17 protein-coding genes are annotated in these 21,835 nt (G+C 47.7%); 9 read left to right on the top strand and 8 right to left on the bottom strand.

Annotated elements, in window-relative coordinates; translation table 11 throughout:
- The first annotated feature begins 18 nt into the window (after window positions 1-18).
- Window positions 19-612 (top strand): DUF6580 family putative transport protein, encoded by a 594-nt coding sequence (locus tag DYD21_RS11925; protein ID WP_199535525.1) that lies wholly within the window; start codon window positions 19-21, stop codon window positions 610-612.
- A 4-nt stretch (window positions 613-616) separates the two neighbouring features.
- Window positions 617-1,354, top strand: coding sequence for a diphthine--ammonia ligase (locus tag DYD21_RS11920; RefSeq protein ID WP_116036959.1), 738 nt, complete (start codon window positions 617-619; stop codon window positions 1,352-1,354).
- Window positions 1,355-1,419: 65 nt separating this feature from the next.
- Here DYD21_RS11920 and DYD21_RS11915 read toward each other — a convergent pair whose 3' ends face one another.
- The 3 genes from DYD21_RS11915 to DYD21_RS11905 are packed head-to-tail and all read right to left on the bottom strand — an operon-like array spanning window position 1,420 to window position 3,388.
- A complete protein-coding gene (locus DYD21_RS11915; protein ID WP_199535524.1) occupies window positions 1,420-1,791 on the bottom strand; it encodes a GntR family transcriptional regulator in 372 nt (123 codons plus the stop codon).
- The gene (locus DYD21_RS11910) at window positions 1,791-2,546 is read right to left on the bottom strand and encodes a hypothetical protein (RefSeq protein ID WP_116036954.1); all 756 of its coding nucleotides are present in this window, start codon (window positions 2,544-2,546) and stop codon (window positions 1,791-1,793) included. Before DYD21_RS11910 ends, DYD21_RS11915 begins: the two co-directional genes overlap by 1 nt.
- Complete coding sequence (locus tag DYD21_RS11905; RefSeq protein WP_116036952.1) at window positions 2,543-3,388, bottom strand: ATP-binding cassette domain-containing protein; 846 nt, start codon at window positions 3,386-3,388, stop codon at window positions 2,543-2,545. The genes DYD21_RS11910 and DYD21_RS11905 overlap by 4 nt, the downstream gene beginning before the upstream one ends.
- Before the next feature lie 131 nt (window positions 3,389-3,519).
- Between DYD21_RS11905 and DYD21_RS11900 the strand changes: the two genes are divergently transcribed.
- On the top strand, window positions 3,520-3,981 hold the full coding sequence (locus tag DYD21_RS11900) for a nuclear transport factor 2 family protein (protein WP_147303571.1): 462 nt from the start codon (window positions 3,520-3,522) through the stop codon (window positions 3,979-3,981).
- 79 nt (window positions 3,982-4,060) lie between these two features.
- On the opposite strand, the gene DYD21_RS11895 is transcribed toward DYD21_RS11900, so the two are convergent.
- The 3 genes from DYD21_RS11895 to DYD21_RS11885 all read right to left on the bottom strand — a co-directional run bounded on the left by DYD21_RS11895 (window position 4,061) and on the right by DYD21_RS11885 (window position 9,249).
- Entirely contained in the window at window positions 4,061-5,395 is a 1,335-nt protein-coding gene (locus DYD21_RS11895) for a BNR repeat-containing protein (protein ID WP_116036946.1), read from the bottom strand.
- 449 nt (window positions 5,396-5,844) lie between these two features.
- Window positions 5,845-7,059 (bottom strand): 3-oxoadipyl-CoA thiolase, encoded by a 1,215-nt coding sequence (locus tag DYD21_RS11890; protein ID WP_116036944.1) that lies wholly within the window; start codon window positions 7,057-7,059, stop codon window positions 5,845-5,847.
- Between the two features lie 216 nt (window positions 7,060-7,275).
- Complete coding sequence (locus DYD21_RS11885; RefSeq protein WP_116036941.1) at window positions 7,276-9,249, bottom strand: ABC-F family ATP-binding cassette domain-containing protein; 1,974 nt, start codon at window positions 9,247-9,249, stop codon at window positions 7,276-7,278.
- Window positions 9,250-9,355: 106 nt separating this feature from the next.
- Between DYD21_RS11885 and DYD21_RS11880 the strand changes: the two genes are divergently transcribed.
- The 4 genes from DYD21_RS11880 (at window position 9,356) to DYD21_RS11865 (ending at window position 14,327) form a co-directional block, all read left to right on the top strand.
- Window positions 9,356-10,612, top strand: a complete 1,257-nt coding sequence (locus tag DYD21_RS11880) for a sialidase family protein (protein WP_116036939.1) — start codon at window positions 9,356-9,358, stop codon at window positions 10,610-10,612.
- Between the two features lie 53 nt (window positions 10,613-10,665).
- Complete coding sequence (locus DYD21_RS11875; RefSeq protein WP_116037143.1) at window positions 10,666-11,949, top strand: dipeptidase; 1,284 nt, start codon at window positions 10,666-10,668, stop codon at window positions 11,947-11,949.
- A gap of 84 nt (window positions 11,950-12,033) precedes the next feature.
- Window positions 12,034-12,846, top strand: a complete 813-nt coding sequence (locus DYD21_RS11870; RefSeq protein WP_116036937.1) for a DUF2971 domain-containing protein — start codon at window positions 12,034-12,036, stop codon at window positions 12,844-12,846.
- Window positions 12,847-13,004: 158 nt separating this feature from the next.
- Window positions 13,005-14,327: an MFS transporter gene (locus DYD21_RS11865; protein ID WP_116036935.1), complete on the top strand. Its 1,323-nt coding sequence runs from the start codon at window positions 13,005-13,007 to the stop codon at window positions 14,325-14,327.
- Window positions 14,328-14,349: 22 nt separating this feature from the next.
- On the opposite strand, the gene DYD21_RS11860 is transcribed toward DYD21_RS11865, so the two are convergent.
- Window positions 14,350-15,276, bottom strand: a complete 927-nt coding sequence (locus tag DYD21_RS11860) for a hypothetical protein (RefSeq protein WP_116036933.1) — start codon at window positions 15,274-15,276, stop codon at window positions 14,350-14,352.
- 175 nt (window positions 15,277-15,451) lie between these two features.
- Window positions 15,452-16,606 carry a diaminopimelate decarboxylase gene (gene lysA / locus DYD21_RS11855; protein ID WP_116036931.1) on the bottom strand — a complete coding sequence of 385 codons (1,155 nt, stop codon included), beginning with the start codon at window positions 16,604-16,606 and terminating at the stop codon, window positions 15,452-15,454.
- Between the two features lie 335 nt (window positions 16,607-16,941).
- Between lysA and DYD21_RS11850 the strand changes: the two genes are divergently transcribed.
- Window positions 16,942-17,349, top strand: a complete 408-nt coding sequence (locus DYD21_RS11850; RefSeq protein WP_116036929.1) for an endonuclease domain-containing protein — start codon at window positions 16,942-16,944, stop codon at window positions 17,347-17,349.
- A 394-nt stretch (window positions 17,350-17,743) separates the two neighbouring features.
- Entirely contained in the window at window positions 17,744-21,823 is a 4,080-nt protein-coding gene (locus DYD21_RS11845) for a hydantoinase B/oxoprolinase family protein (RefSeq protein WP_116036927.1), read from the top strand.
- Window positions 21,824-21,835 lie beyond the last annotated feature (12 nt).

Below are 21,835 nucleotides of genomic sequence, written 5' to 3'. Positions count from 1 at the left end.
TTCGTCACCTGAACAACTATGAACAGACTTAAAGATACATTTACTTTTGGGATGGCTGGTGCGGTAATTCTGCTTTTCATCGCCGCAATGGCAACCTGGCGCGTTTATATGGGTTCTCACGCCGGCGAGATGGCAATGGCGAATTTCTCGCCGATCGGGGCTATGGCACTATTTGGAGGGGCCTATTTCAGTCGCTCCAAAGCGTTAATATTCCCGCTGCTTACACTCTGGCTGAGTGATATCATGCTCAACCGATTTCTCTATTTTGGAGAGTGGGTCTTTTTTTATGATGGGTTCCTCTGGGTGTACGGTGCTTTTGCGCTGATGGTATTTGCCGGGCGCTGGATGAAACCAAACAAAGGAGTCGGACGGTTTGTAGGAGCTTCCGTTGCAATTGTATTTATTCACTGGATCGTGACCGATATCGGCGTTTGGCTCTCCAGCCCGATGTACCCGCTTACGTTAGAGGGGCTTTGGCTATGCCTGGTTGCCGCGATTCCGTTTGAGCTGAATCTTCTTGCGGGAACACTGGCATACGGCGTGGTAATGTTTGGCTTGTTTGAGTGGTCAGCGCGCTCAGTTCCTTCACTGAAATCATCAGAAATAACCTAATGCGATGACCAAACAATCGGCCAAAACAATCTTTCACTGGAGCGGAGGAAAAGATAGTGCGCTCGCATTGCACAAGCTGCTTCAGTCAGGGGAAGATCATAGGGTGCGATTGTTTACAGCCATTAACCGGAATCGGGCGAGGGTGACCATGCATGGAGTTCAAATCGAACTCATCAGGAGGCAGGCGAAGCAAATCGGCCTGCCTCTATCTGTTCTCGAACTGCCGGATCAGCCCGGAATGGAGCTCTATAACAAGCTGATGAAACGTGAGATGATTCGCCACAAAAGTGTCGGTTTCGAACAGGCAGCATTCGGCGATATCTTCCTGGAGGATTTGAAAGAGTACAGAGAGAATCAGATGAAAGAGGTAGGATTACAATCGATATTTCCGATCTGGGGAAAAGATACCCGAAAGCTGATGCAGCAGTTTATTGATGACGGTTTTCGGGCAATTGCTGTTTGTGTGGATGCAGATAAACTGGGAAAGAGCTTTGCCGGGAGGGAGATCGATCAGCAGTTTTTGAAAGATTTGCCGGATGATGTGGATCCATGCGGTGAAAACGGGGAGTTTCATACCTTTGTGTATGACGGCCCGATATTTAAACAACCGGTTCTGGTCCGGCGGGGAGATGTTGTTTACCGGGAATACGATTCACCCGGTTCACAAAATGATTCTGATACAGATAAAAAAGCACCCTCCAAAATGGGGTTTTGGTTTTGTGATTTACAGAAAGAGGACTGATCTTTTTAAGGTATTTTATCTGTTGGTGGTCAAATTCTTTGTGTAAATAGCGGCCCTAGCGGTTTTTACATTTCATCATCGCCATGATGCTTTTCATAAAGACTTTTCAGGTCAAATGGGCTAATTCCAAGCTGTCTCATATCCCGATAAAAAACAGGGAGTTTCTCTCTTATGAACTCTTCGCGTTTCAGGTCAAGGACGAGTTCGTACGCCTTGTCTGATACGAAATACCCCACGCCCCGCTCATTATAAAGCACATTTTCATCCTGCAAGTAATGATAGGCGCGGATGGCGGTGTTAGGATTGACCTCCATCTTGACAGCCATCTCCCGTACCGATGGAATCCGCTCACCGGCCGACCATTCTTTGTTCAGTATCTGATCGCAAAAATGATCGGTAATCTGCATGTAAATCGGGCGGTCTTCTGAATATTCCATCACGCAACCTGCCGGTTTTTAAGTTGACGATAGGAGAAGAAAAGAAATAATGCAGCAATTCCAGCTTTAAATAGAGTTACGATCAGGGTGAGTTCCCCGGGGGTGGCACTTAATTCATTAAAATATGTATAACTATGTTTTCCGGTCAATACCTCAAACAATAGGTTCCAAAGAAAAATAATAAATATGGCAAAAGTGATTACAATGGCCAGGACAGTTTTAAGGAAATTATAGCTTTTAAAATAGGCCGCACCCAGTAAAAATATGCTGTGATAAACGGTGAAAGAGATTACTTTTTCAAGCATATTTACATTTGAAATACTCAAATTCTGATCCGTAACGGGAAGAGATAATAGAGTAGGGTTCAGGCCAAGAAACATACTTAGTAAGGTAAGTAATCCTATTACGATGACCGTATACACAAAATAACTCAAAAACCAGGCAGTGAAGAACTTTTCAAACGTTGTTGCCGGCAGTGTAAACAGCTGAGGAGAAGAAGATTTACTATTGAGTTCGCTGAAAATACCAGCTGTGAGAATGTATCCTCCGAATTGATAGAGAATGAGGCCTATGCTTACCACAAACTGCCTGCCCTGGGTGTGACTTGTATTGATTATCAGCACGAGGAGAAGCAGAGTACCAAATCCTCCGGCAAGAGCAATGCCCCATTTTTTTTGGTTGAGAACAAGAGTGCGTTTAATCAGCTGAAAAAACCGATCTTTTGAAAATCCGGATGTATGGGTGATTGATTTCATTTTTCTCTCGATTTAAATTCGCGTGTTATTGTCTCAGTTTGATGGATAATGCCGTTAAAAAGCAGTTCCAAGTCAATATCTGTCTCTTTTGCCCGGTTTTTATATGGTGTGATGGCATGCAATCCTCCCAGAATTTCTTCTGAATAGAGGATCTCCTCATTTGGATTGGGATCTGTTTTTTGAAATGAAATAGTGGACAGGATCTCCTCAAGTGAGTGATTGAAAACAATATTTCCATCTTTCAGTACCGTTATGTGGTCGATCATCGAACCCAAATCTCTCACCTGATGAGTGGAGATCACAACGCAGCGATCTTCCCGCTGCAGCGAAGCCTGTAGTTTTCGAAACTGACTTTTCGAAGGGATGTCGAGCCCGTTTGTGGGTTCATCCATCAGCAGCAGTTTGGTCTGCGTTGCGAATGCAAAGGAAATCAGGAATTTTTTACGCTGACCATAGGAGAGATCCGGTAACTTCTTATCACCGTTCACTTCAAAAATTTCCATCGCACGGTTTAGTAATTCCACATCAAACCGTGGATAAAACGGGGCGTGGAGGGCGATATACTTTCGGATAGGAAGTGACGGCAGGTCAAACTGCTCGGGAACAATAAAAAGTTCACTCAGAACAAGCGGATCCCGTTCCCGGGATTCTTTTCCAAATACCATGCACTCGCCTTTTGCAGGGAAAAGCATTCCGGTCATGATATTCAGCAACGAACTTTTACCGGCGCCATTCAATCCGAAGAGACCGTAGGTTTTGCCCGGCTGCAGATCGAGATTCAACCCGTTAAAGAGCGGTTCATTCTTTTTAAATGCAAAGGACAGATTTTTTATTGAGACCATAGTATTAAATTAGTTATGTACTGCACCAGTATACTAATACACTATAATAATATCAAATTATTTTTGTATCGTCTTATGTGAAGTTTAGCTACTATATCCCATTCAGAAATCGAAACAAAAAATTATATATAATGAATAAGTTAATAATAATTAGTTCTTTACTTGTGCTTATCCAGTCGGGTGAATACAATAGTCATGGAAATGATGAAAGGGGAAATGAAATAGAAAAAGTGGTTACAACGCTCTTCGATATGATGCGAGATTCCGATGGTGAACGAATCAGAGAGCTGATCACAGAAGGGGCAACGCTGCATACAGTGATTCAGGAGAACGGGAACACGAGCTTGAGAGAAACCCGGTTTGACGATTTTATCCGCTCGGTTTCAGCGACAGAACCGGGCACGCTCGACGAGCAGCTTACCTCGTTTATTTCTCATGAAGATGAAAACCTTGCAACAGCCTGGATGGAGTACCAGTTTTTTGTAAGCGGTGAATTCAGCCATTGCGGCGTAAATACGATGAACCTGGTAAAAAAACCTGATGGCTGGAAAATATTCTCCATTGTGGACACCCGAAGAACAGAAGGGTGCTGAATTCATTTCTGATATTCATGTTTCCGTTTCAAGGCGAATCATTCAAAAATAATTATCAAATACTTGTCAGTCCCAATTCTTACGGCTTCCATTCCAGGACCGAAATCTGCTGCGCGGAAATCTCTTCCAAAGTTTCGCCCTGACCCTGTCCCACATTCTGATGGAAAAGATGCAGCTCGCCGTCATTCTTCCATTTGGATGGATCGAAAGTCGGTTCCCAAAGCCCAACGGATGTGCTGTCAAGATCGATGATGCTCCATTCAGAATAATTTGGCGGCTCTCCGATAGATGCGGAAACACCGCCGCCCCGTTCAAAATCGCGAAAGATCATGATAATACGGTTATCTTCCGTGGTGATGGCTAATGGTCTTGCAATCGGTATTCGCCGTGTGCCATATCCGCTGAGGCTGAAGTCGAGCGTTCGTTCCGTGACCTGGTGTGTGATCCATTCACCAGATTCGCTATCCCGCCGGATCACATGATACTGCGGCACATCACCGTCATCAGCGCGCCAATAGGTAGCAATTAAGGGGTTGCCATCGGCATCGGCCGCCATTGTGGTTTGATTGATGAGGTCACTGTTTTGCGGAATCTCCCTCACAATATCAGCATTTTCAGCGTTGATAGGCAGATCGTACCGGTCTCCCGAAGATGTCAGCCAGGTTTCGCCCTCGTCGGGAGAGTAGGCGTACGCAAGATTGTGATTGCTGGCCACATCGGGAGTTTCCCGCCAGTTCCAGGAGAGATGCCAGCCACCATCCCTGTCGATGGCGATTGGATTTGGATAAGGGCTCAGCTCACCGCCGCCATCAATAACCGGATGCTGAAGCGCACTCCAGCGATCTTCCTGCAGGTGATAGCGATTGAGCATGATATCACCCCGGCCGGATCCGCCATCCCGATACATAAAGAGCAGGTCGCCATCGGGAAGTTTGAAAAATTGCGGGTAGGTTACAGACGATTCAAACTCCCCGGTCATCGGCTCCGGATCAGAAAACGAAAGACTATCCTGCGGGTGATCCGCCCGGACATACTGCATCGGAGCATTATGAAGTCCCCAAACCATGTGAAGTTTTCCATCCCCATCAAACCCAATGCTGATTGCATTATGCGCATTGGTCACATCTCCGGTGAATGGGGTGGAGTAGATCTGCCAATCTGTTTCATCGTGATACCGTGAAGCCAGTTTCACCGCTCCTTCATCGTCGTAATAAGAAATAACCTGAAAATTATCATGGCTATCTATGCTGTTGATCCGGAAGACCACTGTATTGACGGAAGACTGTGCCCAGCCAAAATCCACGGGGACGAGATTGACGTCGGGTTCTGTGGATGAGGTATCGTTTTCAAAATCACAGCCGAGGATCCCAGCGGAAATAAAAAGTAGGAGTAAAATTTGTAGATTATATTTCATAAAAAATGAAGAGTTGTGATGATTTAATAAAACTCAAGGCTGAACAAAAAATCTCATCCAGATTTCAACTTCGTATACCAGGAAATTTGTATGTCTGTGTAACTCTAAAATAAAAATTATCTGGAGTTATGATGGATCCAGTAACGATTAAAATTAAAAATAGAAAAAGCTTCAGTAGTTTATGGACTTGATTCAGGAGTTGAATGATGTCGAGGTATTAAAAAAAACCAATTCAGAAAGAAGTATATAAAGTCCGGGGATGGTTTGATATCACAGGAATCTGGAAGGATCGAAGAATTCATTGGGTGTGCTTTGGGAGAAAGCATGTAGGAAAGTGAAATAAATATGAAAGTGAATCCATAAAAGAGGACAATAAATACGTCTCGCCTCATTAATACTTTATTTGTAAATGCATTAACCGTCGCGCCTTAGCGCCGTTGCGTGAGCCCCTAAGCCCTTTCCAAAATCACAGCATATCCCTGCCCAACGCCCACACACATCGTAACCAGTGCGTAATGCTTTTTCTGCTTTTGAAGCTCGATCGCGGCTGTTTGCAGAATCCGCGCACCGCTTACTCCAAGTGGATGGCCCAAAGCTATCGCTCCTCCATTTGGATTGATCCGCTCATCGTGATCCTCAATTCCCATTTTTCTGGTACATGCAAGGACCTGTGCCGCAAACGCTTCGTTCAGCTCCAGGATATCCATATCGTCAAGGGACAGACCCGCACGTTTCAACGCAATTTCCGACGCGTAAACCGGGCCGATTCCCATAATTCTCGGTTCTACACCCGCAACGCCTGAGGATACAATCCGCGCCATCGGCTCCAGGTTGTGATCCGTCAACGCTTTTCCGGATGCGATCAGCATGGCGGCCGATCCGTCATTCAATCCGGAGGCATTCCCGGCGGTCACACTTCCATCTTTTTTGAAAGCCGGTCGCAGTTTTGCCAAAACTTCGGCAGTGGTGTCGGGACGGATAAATTCATCATCTTTAAAAAGGATTGAATCCTGCTTTCTACGCGGAATCTCCACCGGCACGATCTCTTCGGCCAGCCTGCCGCTTTCTCGGGCTTTGGCTGCTTTCAGCTGACTCCACGCGGCAAACTTGTCCTGCGCTTCCCGTTCAATACCATATTTTTCCACGAGGTTTTCAGCGGTATTTCCCATCCCGTCAGTACCGTACAGCTCCTCCATTTTCGGGTTGATGAACCGCCAGCCAAAACTGGTATCGTGCATTTCTGCATCATTTCCAAACGGTTTGGATGCTTTTGAGATCGCCCACGGTCCGCGCGTCATATGCTCCACACCTCCGGTGATAAAGATCTCTCCTTCGTCGGCAGCAATCGCCCGGCGCGCATGAATGGCGGCTGACATACTTGAAGCGCACAGCCTGTTGACCGTCTCGCCCGGTACCGAGTAGGGGAGGCCCGCCAGCAGGAGCGCCATCCGAGCCACATTCCGGTTATCCTCGCCTGCCTGGTTGGCACAGCCAAAAATCACGTCGTCAATCGCTTTTGGATCAACACCGGAATTCCTGTTCATCAGCTCTTTGATCACGATCGCCCCGAGATCATCGGTCCGGACAGGAGAAAGGGTTCCGCGGAAGTTGCCAATTGGAGTTCGGATCGCATCAACAATAAACGCTTCGTTTTGGTCGGGCATAGGACTATTGATTACTAATGTGTAGTTAAATGATTACTTAGCGTTGGGTTGTTGAGTATCACGCTTCAAGTGCTGTGTAACTGTTGAATCGTGGAATTGCCGATTGCGATAAGAGTATTCTTGGCATCGAAACGTGTAAACGGGTAAACAATTCCACAGTTCAACGTTACGCGCAGCGTAACACTCCACAGCACCCAAAGCGTGATACTCAACAGTTCAACTCTCATACTCCTCCTCAATAAACTCAATTCGTCCGGCGATCTCTTCCCATTTGTTGAACGACTGCCCCAGCTCATGTTTTAACTCTTCATATTCGAGTGAGACCTTTTTCACCTTTTCAGAATCATCATAAAAATCGGTCTCAGCCATCATTGATTCAATTTCTGAAATCCGGTTTTCGTGCGTTTGAATTTCTTTTTCAATTTCCTGAAGGCGTTTTTTCAGTGGTTTGATTTTCTTTGACAGAGCATTTCGTTTTTCCGCCTCAAGCCTGCGTTGCTCTTTTCGGCTGAGTCCATCCGTATTGGATTGGGCTGATGATCCGTTTTTAGAGCGTTCGGGTTGAGCATCAGGTGAATTCTCCTCTAACGCTTTTTTGTCGAGGTAGTAACTCACATTTCCGAGCCAGGTTTTGATCCGTCCGGGCTGAACTTCCAGTGTTTTGTTGACAATCGGGTCGAGAAAATGACGGTCGTGCGATACAATCATCAGCGTGCCCTCAAACTGCTGGAGTGCCTGCTGCAGGATCTCTTTCGACTGCATATCAAGGTGATTGGTAGGCTCATCAAAAATCAGAAAATTGCCGTCGCTCAAAAGCATTTTGGCCAGCGCCACCCGGCTTTTTTCACCACCTGAAAGTACGCTAACTTTCTTGAACACATCATCCCCGACAAACAAAAATGACCCGAGGATGGTACGCAATTTTGTCTCCGATTCATTTGAGCCGGCCAGCCGCATCTCATCCAGCGGCGTATTTTTTGGCTCCAGTTCTTCGGCCTGGTGCTGGGCAAAATAGCCGGGTGTTACGTTGTAGCCCACTTTTCGCTCTCCGTCTGTAATGGGTTCCAGTCCGGCCAGGATGCGAATCATCGTGGATTTACCGGCACCGTTCGGCCCGACCACCGCAATCTTATCGCCCCGTTCAATTTCATAATCAAGCCCGTCAAAAACGGTGTTGTCGCCATATTTTTTTACTACATTTTCCAGCTTCATCACCACCTGGCCCGACCGCGCGGCGGGCGGAAAGTGGAAGGAGATCTCCGACTGTTCCTGCTCCAGTTCAATCTGCTCCATTTTTTCGAGCTGTTTGATCCGGCTCTGAACCTGCTTCGCTTTGGTAGCCTTGTATCGAAAACGGTCGATAAACTCTTGCGTCTGCTTGATCTCCTTCTGCTGATTTTCAAACTGCTGTTTCAGCAGCTCCTTCTCCTTCGCATATTTTTTTTCATAAAACGTATAGTTCCCGGCGTAATCATCGAGTGATCCGCGGCTGAGGGCCAGCGTTCGGGTGGTCACATTATCCAGGAATGCCCGGTCATGCGATACGATAATTACGGCGCCATCATAATTTCTCAGAAATGTTTCAATCCACTGCAGCGATTCGATATCGAGGTGGTTGGTGGGCTCATCGAGCAGAAGGTAGGTGGGCTGACGAAGTAACAGTTTTGCGAGCGCGATCCGCATCAGCCAGCCCCCGCTGAATTCGGTTGTGGAGCGTATAAAATCTTCTTCATCAAACCCGAGTCCGGCCAGAATTCGTTCAATTTCGGCCTGAAGCGTGTAGGAACCGGAATTTTCCAGCTTGTGCTGTATTTCTCCAAACTGCTGAAGTGCCTCTTCATGTTCAGCGCTGTCAGCGGCTACGGATTCCATTTTGGCCTGTACCGTATCAAACTGATCGCGCAATTTCATAATCTCAGAGAACGCGTGTTCCACTTCCTCAAAGACGGTCAGATCCGGATCAGGTTCCACCCCGTCCTGTGGCAGGTACCCAACGGTAGCTTCATTGCTCATGCTGATCGAGCCGCTATCCGCCTGCTGTTCTCCGGCAATGATTTTGAGGAGAGTCGATTTTCCTGCCCCATTTGGACCTACAAGGCCGATCCGCTCGCCGGGATTAATAATTGTATTGATGTTGTCAAAAAGGGCGCGTTCACCAAAATGTAATGTTATTCCGTCTATCTGAAGCAAAGGAAACCGGTTAGGATGTTTAAACTATCACGATTATTTTAGGAACCGGCCGCAACGCCGATCCGTTATAAAATACCAAGGATTATCATCACCAAAAAGGTTTCGTATGAATCTGTTATCCCGGGCATTAATTGCCGTTTTTATTTCCATCTTGCTGCTTGCCTGTGAACAGGAAAGGCAGCAGCCCACATTTGAATTTAGTCTGAATAACCCGGCAGAAATCGGCAGCCGCTATCCCAATCTCCATCAGGATGATTCGGGTACGATTACCATGAGCTGGATCTCCGGCATTGACGAAGAGATTTATGCCATTGAATTTACGACGTATAATGAAGAGGGATGGACACCACCCCGGACGGTTGGCCTGAGCACTAACTATTTTGTAAACTTTGCCGATTTTCCATCGGTTGTTTCTCTTGATGGAGAGGTTGTGGCCGCTCACTGGCTTCGAAAAATTCCCGGCGGACCGTACGCCTATAATGTGAATATTGCGTTTCCGGCGGAGGAGGCGCGCCGCTGGACCGATCCCATCACCCCACACCGCGACGGAACAGCAACGGAGCACGGGTTTGTGTCGATGGAACCGCTCGATTCTGATCGGGTTTTGGCAATCTGGCTCGATGGAAGAAATACGGAGGATCGCGGGCATGATGAATATGATGATCCCGAAAAAGCGATGACGCTTCGCTCGGCTGAAGTTTCCCGTGACGGCTCCCTCACGCGCGAAAGAGAAATTGATGCCATGATTTGCGACTGTTGTTCAACGGATATGGTGCTTTCTAACGGCAGGGCACTGGCTGTGTACCGCGACCGAACCGAAGATGAAATCCGCGATATTTCAATTGCATCGTACGATCTGGAAACCGGTGAGTGGTCCGATCCGCGTCCAGTCCACGAAGATGGATGGCAAATCAGTGGCTGCCCTGTAAATGGCCCAAGAATTGATGCGAATGGTGACCTGGTTGCCGTCTCGTGGTATACCGAAGCGGATGACGATTCGGTTGTGAAAGTTGCCGTTTCAAGAGATGGCGGGGATACATTTGGTGATCCGGTTGTTGTCGCACGGGAATACGCCCAGGGGCGTGCCGATCTGGCCATTGGGGATGACGGGAAAATATATGTAAGCTGGCTTGCTGGCAGAAATGGTACCGGGTATGTGATGATGCGGACCCTGTCGCCGGAAAATGAGCTGGGAGAGCCTTTGCGGGTTGGAATCACAAGCTCGAGCCGGAGGAGCGGTTTCCCCAGAATTGCCCCGATGGATAAAGGAATCTTCTTTGCGTGGACTCAAACCGAACCGCTGATTCGCGTTCGTACCGCGTTTGTCCGTTTTGAACAACTGGCTGAAGCCGAAGAGATGTAAACCAGTTGAAAATAAATCAATTTCAAAGATCAATACTCAACAAATCCGATATGATGATACCCAGACTAAAATCCATACTCTTAATAACCGCGCTGCTGCTTTTTCAAACCGCATGTGCGGGAGCGCAGTCCGTCACCGACTCCGACGAACAGTACCGCCAGCAGGCCATTGAAATTCTGGAACGTGTTCCGCTGTTTGACGGCCATAATGATACTCCCTGGCAGTACCGAAACCGGGTGGGATATAAATTTTCTGAGCTCGATTTTTACGATACCACTCAACTCGACCGCCCGATGCATACCGATATTCCGCGGCTTCGCGATGGCCGTGTAGGCGCACAGTGGTGGAGTGTGTATGTAAGTGCAAATATCCCGGAAAATGAGGCTGTAAAACAGACGATGGAGCAGATCGATTTTGTCTACCGGATGGTAGAAAAGTATCCCGACCATTTTGAACTGGCGCTGACTGCTGATGATGTGGAACGGATTTTTGAGGATGGAAAAATTGCCTCGCTCATAGGAATGGAAGGCGGCCACTCTATCGCCAACTCTCTTGCAACTTTGCGGATGTTTTATGAACTGGGCGCACGGTACATGACCATCACTCACGGCAGGACACTCGACTGGGCCGATGCTGCCGGGGATGATCCGCAGCACGATGGACTCAATGAATTTGGCGAAGAGGTGATTCGCGAAATGAACCGCCTCGGGATGATGGTAGATCTGTCACACGTAACTCCCGCAACAATGAAAGATGCCATTCGCGTATCGGAAGCCCCGGTAATGTTTTCGCACTCCAACGCACTTGGATTAACGGGTCACCCCAGGAACGTTCCGGACGATGTTCTGCAGATACTTCCCGAGAAAGATGGCCTAGTTATGGTCACCTTTGTTGAGACATTCACATCGGAAGAGCGGCGGCAATATTTTGCGGAAAGGGCTGCCTATCAGCGAAAGATGGAGTACCTGAATCCGGGACTATCAAATGTAGTATCTGAAAAGATGGATGAATGGGATGACGAACACGGACCGGCACCTAAATCAACACTTTCCCAGGTAGCAGATCATATCGATTATATCCGCGATCAGATCGGCGTGGATTATATCGGTATTGGCGGGGACTACGACGGAATCCCAACACTTCCTGAAGGACTTGAAGATGTATCAACCTACCCGGATCTTTTTGCGGAACTGCTCCGGCGCGGATATTCTGAGGAAGATCTTGAAAAAATTGCGGGTCTCAACATGCTGCGTGTTCTGCGCGGTGCCGAAGAAGTATCCGAAAGGCTTCGTGGTGAGAAAGAACCTTCGGAAGTTCTGATTACGGATTTTGACTGATTTTTAGCTTGGATTATCCACTAGGAATTTTTGTCCTTTTCCTATAAATAATTCCTGCATAAGTCAGAAATAAAGAAAATAGATATGCTTTTATATAAGTATATGCCATTATTCTGGGATAATGAACTATCTGCAACCCAAAAGAAGCTATTTAGGTTACGATGCAATTGTATCAGAGATAATCGATTCTGGTTTGCAAAACCTGAACTTTTAAACGATCCGTATGATTGTAAGCCATATTTTAGAATCAGTAAAAACTTGAATGATATAGAGCTTATTTTGCAGGATATGGAGTCCGATGAATTTGAATTAGTTTTGCAAAAGTTTCCCAATTGTAATTCAAAACATGAGATTTATAACTTCTTTGAAGTAATTGTTAGCTCTACACAGACACCTAACGGTACAAAAGATATTGCAATGTGGTATTTGCAAGATATGGTGACAAAACTAATGGAAGTAAAAGTCGCGAATATTGGAGTCCTTAGCTTCTCTACAAATCCACTAAATATTATTATGTGGGCACAATATGCAGGTAATCATAATGGCATATGTCTTGAAATTGATATTCCCGAGGAGTCTAAAAGTCTGAAAGAGGTTCAATACACAGAACAACAGCCTGAATTTGTTGTGCATGAAATAATGAACGAAAAACACGGAAGGTTTTTAGATCTATTCTATACTAAATCCATGCATTGGCAGCATGAAAGTGAATGGCGAATGGTAACAAGGCAAGGGAATGAGGCGAAACAAATTCCTGGGGCAGTCATCAAAAAAATTATATATGGCATCAATGTTTCGAATGAAACAAAAGGAAAAGTTTCAGAATTAGTTGGGCGGGAAATTCCTTCAAAACAAATAAAGATGAAACAGATCTATGTACTTCATTGGGACACATAATATCCAAATACTGAATAAATTATATATCTATTCGTGAATATTGCGGGTTAGATTTAAGGAGGTTACTTCCGTTTTTTTATGAGGGACGGATACAAGGGAACGGTATACGAGAGAACGCTGTAAAAGTGAAGACCGTAAAAGAGATCTAAAATCATTGAATGTCAGAACCTTACAAAGATTTATCTCAGAACGTCTACGAGTTTATAACCGAAGACGATGACAATGCCTGCGCAGCTATTCCCGATAGTGCATGCAAAGAAGCGCCCGGTAACTTTTTTCTGAACGCTTTCAACGGCACGTGCACAAAACTTGCGGAACAGATCGCCAGTCCGGGACTGGTTCTGCCGTGGCTGCTTTCGGCGATCGGTGCCCCGGCATCATTCAGCGGATTTCTCGTGCCGATCAGCCGGGGAGGATCACTTCTGCCGCAACTTGCCATATCGGGACGGATCCGAGAATACCGCCGTCGAAAATGGTTCTGGGTAGGGGCGGGCGTTACGCAGGCAGCGGCGCTTCTTCTGATGGCGCTGATGGCGGTCACTCTTTCCGGAGTCTGGGGTGGAGTAGTCATTTTGTTGCTGCTGGCACTTTTCAGTATGGCCAGTGGGGTAGGGTCGGTCAGTTTTAAAGATGTACTCGCCAAAACCATCCCTAAAGGAAAACGGGGAACGCTGCTTTCTATCCGTGCCACGGCTGGCGGAATTCTATCCCTGGGAGCCGGTTACTGGGTGTATCATTACATTGGCGACGGTGAAGATGTGGGGCTTTACGCCATACTGCTCGTGGCGGCCGGTGTTCTTTGGTTTGTAGCGGCACTCTTCTTTTTTATGATCAAAGAGGAACCCGGTGCTACCGGCGGATCACGTACGGCATTAAAAGAGGCGACTGAAGGGTGGGGATTGCTTAAAGAACAGCCGCAGTTTCTCAAATTCATCATTGCGCGTTCGCTCTTGCTGAGCGTGATGCTGGTGATTCCATTCTATTCGATCTTTGCGCGGGATATCACCGGAACGGAGGTGAGCAGCCTGGGACTATTTGTGATCGCAAACAGCCTGGCGATGGTTCTCAGCAGCTACTTTTGGGGACGTTTTGCCGATCGCTCCAGTAAACATGTGATGGCCGCCGGCGGATTTGTTGGAGTGATCGGCGCCGCGGTTGCACTCGGATTTCTGTTTGTGCCGGGTGACTGGCAGACCCCCATTCTTTTCTCATCTGTCTTTCTGATTGCCGGATTTGCCCACGCCGGCATACGGATGGGCCGGAAAACCTATCTTGTGGATGCCGCGCCTGAAAAAGACCGTCCTCTTTACGTTGCCGTGAGCAATACTCTGGTCGGATTCATAACGGTGCTGTCAGCGATAATTGGATTCGGCGCTGATATTTTCGGGGTAGAATGGCTGATTGCTTTGTTCGGCATGCTGATGATTGCCGGAATTGTTGTGTCACTCTCTCTTCCGCAGGCGGATAAAATGGTGGTTTGATGTCTGTTTTATAAAAGCAGGGTCATTCCCTCAGGTGATTCCTGAGGCGATTTTTGTCTGATGATGACTTCTGCTCACTGCCGGTTTCAATTTCAATCACCCGGGTGGATGGTTGGTGAGAAGAGGTGCTTTTTGATCCTGATTTGCCCCTGGTTTTGCGATCTGAAGCTGACTCTTTAGAAAGTTGTTTCGCCTGGATGATAAGGTTTTCGGCAATTTCAGAAACTTCATCCATATGGTGCTTCAGCCGTCTTTTGCTTATTACGATGGAGAGTGGCACCAATAGTGCTGAAAGTGCAAGTCCGCCCATTATTCCTATAAATACAGAATCGAGTGCTGCGAAACCGACCACACTGCCAATGATGGTAAACACAAGCAGGTAAAGTAATCCAGAAGAAAGATGGCTGTCACCGGTGTTCCAAGAGAGGTTCCAGCCCTGTCGTTTACTTACTCGTATTCGCAGTTTGTCGCCGCGCTGCTGAATCAGGACGCGTGTTGTGTAGAACTCCATCTCATCCGTGTAGCGCCAGTCGGCACTGGATTTCGTTCGGTTGATCAGCGGCTTTCCAGAGTAATCATTCCAGAGACGATCCCACCAGTTGATGTCATCCTCTGATGTGCCAAACCGGTGGTTCAATTCAATGATCAGGTCATCAAGAATTTCACGAGTAAGCTCTCCTTTAATCCAGTGCTCGGCGACAATTTCGGAACGGTTTACACGGGTACTTTCTTTCAGGTCAGTCATGGCGTCGTCACGGTCGAGTTCATCGGCTGCGCGGTGCATTAACTCAGGATCAATCCCGGAATCAGCAGCGATTTTCTCAAGATCCTGCATGGTAAGCCCTGATTGATCACCGCTTTTTGAAGAGCCGGAACGATTCGAGTCGAGTTCAACAGCCCGGCGAATCAGTTTCGCAACTTCTTCTTCACTGTATATCCGTTTTGACATGATTGAGAAATTTGGTTTATGGAAACAATACCTTGCAGGATTAAAGCCTAAAAAATAAAATACGATTTTTATAAAGGCTTGTTACAAATAAACCCAAAAGCGTTATCCCAATAAAGGAATCAACACCCAATTCCTTTTCACTTTTCCCTTATCACTTCTCAAATCCTTACCCTCATTACACCTCATCCGAATAATACGCCTTCACTTTCTCCCGTAAATTAAAACCGCTGCTCATCACTTCACCGTAGGCGCCTGCACTGCGGATCGCAACAAGGTCGCCCCTTTTCACTTCGGGAAGCTGAATTCCTTTACGGAAGGTATCGGAGGTTTCGCAGATCGGACCTACGACATCGTATGTTTTTGGTTTTTTTTCTGATGTTAGCACATCCACATTGTGGGCTGCCTGGTATAGAGCCGGACGGATCAGCTCGGTCATGCCCGCATCAATCACGGCAAAATTCGTGTTGATTCCCTCTTTCACAAAAAGAACTTTTGAGATCAGGTTACCACACTGACCCACCAGGCTGCGGCCCAGTTCGAAATGAACCTGCTGACCCTCACGCACGTCCAGATGTTGTTCGAAAACTCCGAAAAATGATTCAAAATCGGGGTGAGGTTCCTCGTCGGGATTTTCGTAATTGATCCCGTATCCGCCGCCTACATTTATATGCGCAAGTTTAACTCCTTCTTGTTCGAACCGATCCTGAACCAGGTTCACTTTTTCGCACAGGTCAGCAAACGGTTTCAGATCGCGTATCTGGGAACCGATATGGAAATGGATACCGGTCAGTTTAATGTTATCCAGTCCGGGCAGCATCTCAAAAAGCTGCGGCAGCATTTCAGGATTAATGCCAAACTTATTCTCATTCAGTCCGGTGGTGATATATTTATGGGTTTTTGCTTCCACATTCGGATTCAGGCGGACAGATACGGTAGCCATTTTACCTGCCTCTTTCGCGAGTTGATTGAGCACTTCAAGCTCCTGTAACGACTCACAGTTGAATGAAAAAATATTGTATTTCAGGCCGGTGCGAATTTCATCATCGGTTTTCCCAACTCCTGCAAACGCGATCTGGTCCGGACTGAATCCGGCTTCAATAGCCCGCTCAATCTCTTTACCACTTACACAATCAATCCCCAGGCCGGCTTCACGGACCAGCTCCAGAATCCGAAAGTTAAAATTCGCTTTGATAGCATAATGGACATGATACCCCTTCGAAAGACCGTGCTTTTTAACCTTATCAAGAGTTTCCTGGAAAAGGGTCAGGTCGTAGTAATAAAAAGGCGTCTGAAGGGATCGAAATTTATTTACGGGAAAAACGTGTGGCATCTGATAATGTTGAATTGATATTAAGCCTTCAAAACTACGGATTTGGGAGTTTAGATGTTCCGGTATTTGAGATTGAGTTGGTGATCAAATGATAATACGCATTACGGGACCCACCCCTGACCTGCCCAAGTCTCGCTGCGCGAGCTTGTGCAGGTCTATCCCCTCCGTGAGAGGGAAGAAAAAACCTCTCCTCTCGGGAGGAGACAGAGCTCAAAAGCGTTCAGCGTGAGCTCAGAGGTGGGTCCGTTGGGAGTATGCTCTCTTTACACTACCCAAAAACCCAATTTTTAATTAGATTCACATCAGGAAATCACTGAAAATCAAGAGTTAGTGATATGTCAAAGAGAAAACGAAAAGGCAGAATTGATATCATCCCTTACCGGTCCGATCTCGTTGAAAAAGCCCGACAACTCCGGAATAGTGCCACACCGGGAGAAAAGCGTCTGTGGAAATATATCTCCCGCAAACAGATCTGCGGCTATGATTTCGATCGTCAAACCCCGATGGATAATTTTATCGTTGATTTCTGCTGTAAAGAACTGAAACTGGTAATTGAACTGGACGGACGATATCATGACTTCAAGGTTGAGTATGATGAACGCCGACAGAAACGGATTGAGTCGTATGGAGTTCAGGTAATTCGATTTGAAGAGAAGCAGGTATTGGAAGATATAGATTCTGTTTTGAGAGAAATCAGGTATTGGGTTTTGCAGAGGGCAATGAAATTGGGGCTGGTGGAATGATGGGTTTGGTAATTCGTATTTGAATGTAAAATACGAACGTGGTATTGTAGACCCACCCCTGACAATTTCGCTGAACGCTCCATTGTCTGTCCCCTCCCAAGAGGGGAGGGAAAAACCTCTCCTCCCGCGGAGGAGACCGACTCCAAAGCGGTTGCCGCAGGCAAAGCAGCGACGAGGCAGAGGTGGGTCGGTGGGGCTGGGCACTGTTTGGAAACAGGGAACCCACCCCTGACTTGTAAAAGGCTTGCTTCGCAATCGTTTACAAGTCTGTCCCCTCCCGATAGGGGAGGTAATATCTCTCCTCCGGCGGAGGAGACAGAGCTCAAAACGTTCAGCGTGAGCTCAGAGGTGGGTCCGTTAAGACACAGATTTTTAGACTTAAAAAAAACACGCCATGCAAAACACGAAATCCCCAAACTCCCCCTGGAAACTATTCATCGATACGGGCGGTACGTTTACGGACTGCATGGCAGTGGATTCTGATGGTGGTGAACATCGGTGCAAAGTTTTAAGCAGCAGTGCACTGCGCGGAAAGGTTTCGCCCGGAAAAAGCTCAGGTGGAGTCGTGATAACAATCGCGGAAGATCTGCCAAACGATTTTTTTAAAGGATTTGAATTTCTGTTTCTGGACGATCCGGAGTCTGTTTTTGAGGTAACCGGGTTCGATTCAGAATCATCCCTTTTGAAACTGAATCGTGAACCGGAATTTAATAACAGAGAAGATCATCCGTTTGAGCTTCGCAGTCCCGAAGAAGCGCCGATTCTGGGGGCGCGAATCCTCACAAAAACCCCGATGGGCAGGGAATTTCCGCCGATGCAAATGCGGCTCTCCACAACCAAAGGCACCAATGCACTTCTGGAGCATAGTGGCGCAAAAACTCTGTTCCTGATTACGGAAGGATATGGGGACTTGCTCAGGATCAAAAATCAGCAGCGCCCCGATCTGTTTGCCCTCGATATTCAAAAATCAGAACCTTTTTATCACCGGGTGATTGAAGTCCCGGAACGGATCAGTTCTGACGGTGAAATCATCAAACCGCTGGACAAAAAGCTTTTGAAAGAACGAATCAAGCCGCACTTGAAAGGAGCAGAAGCAGCCGGGATCTGCCTGATGAACGGGTATCGATATGATGTTCATGAAAGGCAGGTGATGGAAGTATTGCAGGAGTTGGGCGTGAACTACATTTCGCGTTCGGCGGAACTGAGTCCGGAAATTAAAATTGTGCCGAGGGCTGTAACAACGGACGTTAACGCGTATCTGACCCCGATAATGGAGAACTATTTATCCAGGATATCGGATGTGATCCGGGGACATTCGCTTCGTGTGATGAGCAGCGGGGGGAACCTGGTGGAAGCAGAACATTACAGGCCCAAGGATGGACTGCTTAGTGGTCCGGCCGGTGGTGTGATCGGTGCGGCGGCGATTGCGAAGCATGTACCAGTGCCAACCCTCCAAGGGTTTGGAACCCTTGGAGGGTTGGAAAAAACCGGCTTCTCCAAAATCATTTCCTTCGATATGGGCGGTACCAGCTCAGATGTGGCGCGATACGACGGGTCGATCGATTATGTATATGAACATTCCGTTGGCGATGCTACACTTACAACGCCGGCAGTTGAAATTGAAACGGTGGCCGCGGGTGGCGGTTCAATTTGCGAATATGACGGCCGGAGCCTGACAGTTGGGCCAGAAAGCGCGGGTGCCGATCCGGGTCCGGCGTGTTACGGCCGCGGCGGTCCGCTGACAATCACCGATGTGAATTTACTGAGCGGAAGGCTTCATCCGGAAAATTTTCATATCTCGATTGTGCCTGAAAAAGCAGAGGAGCGGCTGGATGAGATTTTGGGTCGGATTTCGGGAGCGGAGCACGGGGATGATGACGGTGGTTTCGCTGCAAAGCAACGAAACCAGGGTAAGGCTGGAGCAGAGCTCCTGAGTGAGAGCGGTCACGCTGCAGAGCAGCCTGACCAGGATAGTGAGCAGCGTTACCAGAATCGTAACCAGAACATGAGCCGTGAACAGGTGTTGGAGGGTTTTCTGGAGATTGCCAATGAGCGGATGGCGCAGACGATTCGCAAAATTTCTATTCAAAAAGGATTTGATCCGTCGGAGTACGCGATGGTTGCTTTTGGCGGAGCCGGTGCGCAGCATGCGCTGGCAATTGCGGAAAAACTGAAGATCAGCCGGGTTCTGGTGCCTTCGGATGCCGGACTTCTGAGTGCGTACGGACTCCGAATGGCCCGCCTGGAACAGATCACATCAAAACAAATTCTCCGGCCGCTTCATGCTGTTCAGGATCAGCTTGTGGAGTGGTTTGATGAAATCACAGATGAAGGCAAAAACCTGTTAAGTCAACAGGGCATAGAACAGGATGATATTGAGCTGTCACGAAAAAACCTGTTTCTCCGGCTGAAAGGTCAGGATAGTTCTCTTGAGATCGAGTTTATGGAATCGAAAAGGATTGAAGATACATTCAAGAAAGCGTATGAAGATCAGTACGGTCACTGGATCGAAAATCGGGAAATTGAAGTAGAGGCGGTCCGGGTGAAGGTTTCGGAAAAAAAAGACCTTCAGAGTTTACAAAACCCTGGAGGTCTGGATAAGGGCGATGAAAGTAAATCAGAAAAAGACTCTGAAATAGATGAACTCCCCATCCTCCGACAAAAAAAGCACTCATCAGAGTTCTACTCTCGGGAAAAGAGTTCTCCCTTTCAAAAGATCTATCTGAAACAAGATTTCAAACCCGGATCCAAACTCACCGGACCGGCGCTCATTCTCGATCCGCACAGCACAACAGTGGTTGAAGAGGGATGGGAAGGGCAGTTGCTCGGGGATGGTACATGGCTTTTCCAAACCCTCCAAGGGTTGGGAACCCTTGGAGGGTTAAACGAGCCTGATCAACGCTCCGAAGCGGTAAATCTCCAGCTCTATACCAACCGGTTCCGCTCCGTGGCGGATCAGATGGGGGAGATGCTTCGCAAAACATCGATGTCGGTAAATGTGAAAGAGCGTCTCGATTTCTCCTGTGCACTGCTGGATGCCGACGGTTACCTGGTGGTAAATGCGCCGCATATTCCTGTCCATCTGGGTGCGATGGGGACGTGCGTACGGACGTTGTTAGAAGAAACCCTCCAAGGGGTTCGACCCCTTGGAGGGTTGGGCCAGGACTTCGGAGAAGGCGATATTATCGTAACCAACCACCCGGGCTTCGGCGGATCACACCTGCCGGATGTTACCGTTGTCACGCCTGTTTTCTATGAGGGAGAGCGGATCGGGTTTGTGGCAAGCCGTGCCCATCACGCAGAAATGGGTGGAAAGCGCCCCGGTTCGATGCCGCCCGATGCCAACAACCTCGCTGAAGAGGGTGTGGTGATTCCTCCGATGTTTATCGCAAAAGGTGGTGAGTTTGACTGGAAACCCATCAAACAGCTTTTGCAGAATAGCCGCTGGCCTACCCGTTCTATTGATGAAAATATGGCGGACTTGCAGGCAGCGGTTTCGGCAAACCATCGGGGTGTGAAGGAGCTGCAGAAGCTGGCCGGTGAGTTCGGCGCTTCTGAAGTGACCGATTATATGGGTAAGCTGAAAGAGTATGCCTCAAGCCGAATGCGGTCAACGCTGAAAAAAATATCAGACGGAGAATATAAAGCAGAAGAAAAACTGGATGATGGTTCCCTTCTGGCCGTTTCGTGCCGGGTGGATGATGAATCTGTCCGAATTGATTTTACCGGAACTTCCGGTGTTCATCCCGGGAATCTGAACGCCAATCCATCCATCGTAAACAGTGTGGTGATGTATGTTTTGCGGCTGATGGTAGATGAGTCGCTGCCTCTAAACGACGGTCTTCTGGAACCGGTGGAGTTGATCATTCCCTATGGGATGCTGAACCCGGAATTTCCCGATGATCCTGCTGATTGCCCCGCGGTTGTTGGCGGAAATATCGAAACGAGCCAGCGGCTGGTGGATACACTTTTGAAGGCATTTAACCTCTCTGCCTGCAGTTATGGAACCATGAATAATGTCTTGTTTGGGAACGATACCTTTGGCTATTACGAGACTGTGGCAGGCGGGACCGGTGCGGGAGATCGGTTTCACGGCGCGGATGCCGTTCATCAACACATGACCAACACACGTGCCACAGATCCTGAGATACTGGAGCACCGCTACCCGGTTCGCCTCGACCGGTATGCCATCCGGGAAAAATCAGGCGGCAGGGGAAAGTGGAACGGAGGAAACGGACTGATTCGCGAGATGACTTTCCTGGAACCGGTCAGTCTCTCCGTGCTTTCTCAGCACAGGGTGGTTGAGCCTTACGGACTTAATGGCGGAAAAAACGGCAAAACCGGGAAGCAATGGATCGAACGCAAAGATGGCTCGAAACATGAGCTGACCTGGCGAGACGGTGCCGATCTGGAAAAAGACGACCGATTTATTTTGCACACTCCGGGCGGGGGTGGTTTTGGTGACTCTGAATAAAAAGAGAACCTC

Origin of the sequence: Rhodohalobacter sp. SW132 (assembly GCF_003390325.1) — a bacterium.
Taxonomy (GTDB): Bacteria; Bacteroidota; Rhodothermia; order Balneolales; family Balneolaceae; genus SW132.
The sequence above is the reverse complement of the archived record's forward strand: the minus strand, read 5'-3'. Positions and strand labels throughout refer to the sequence as shown.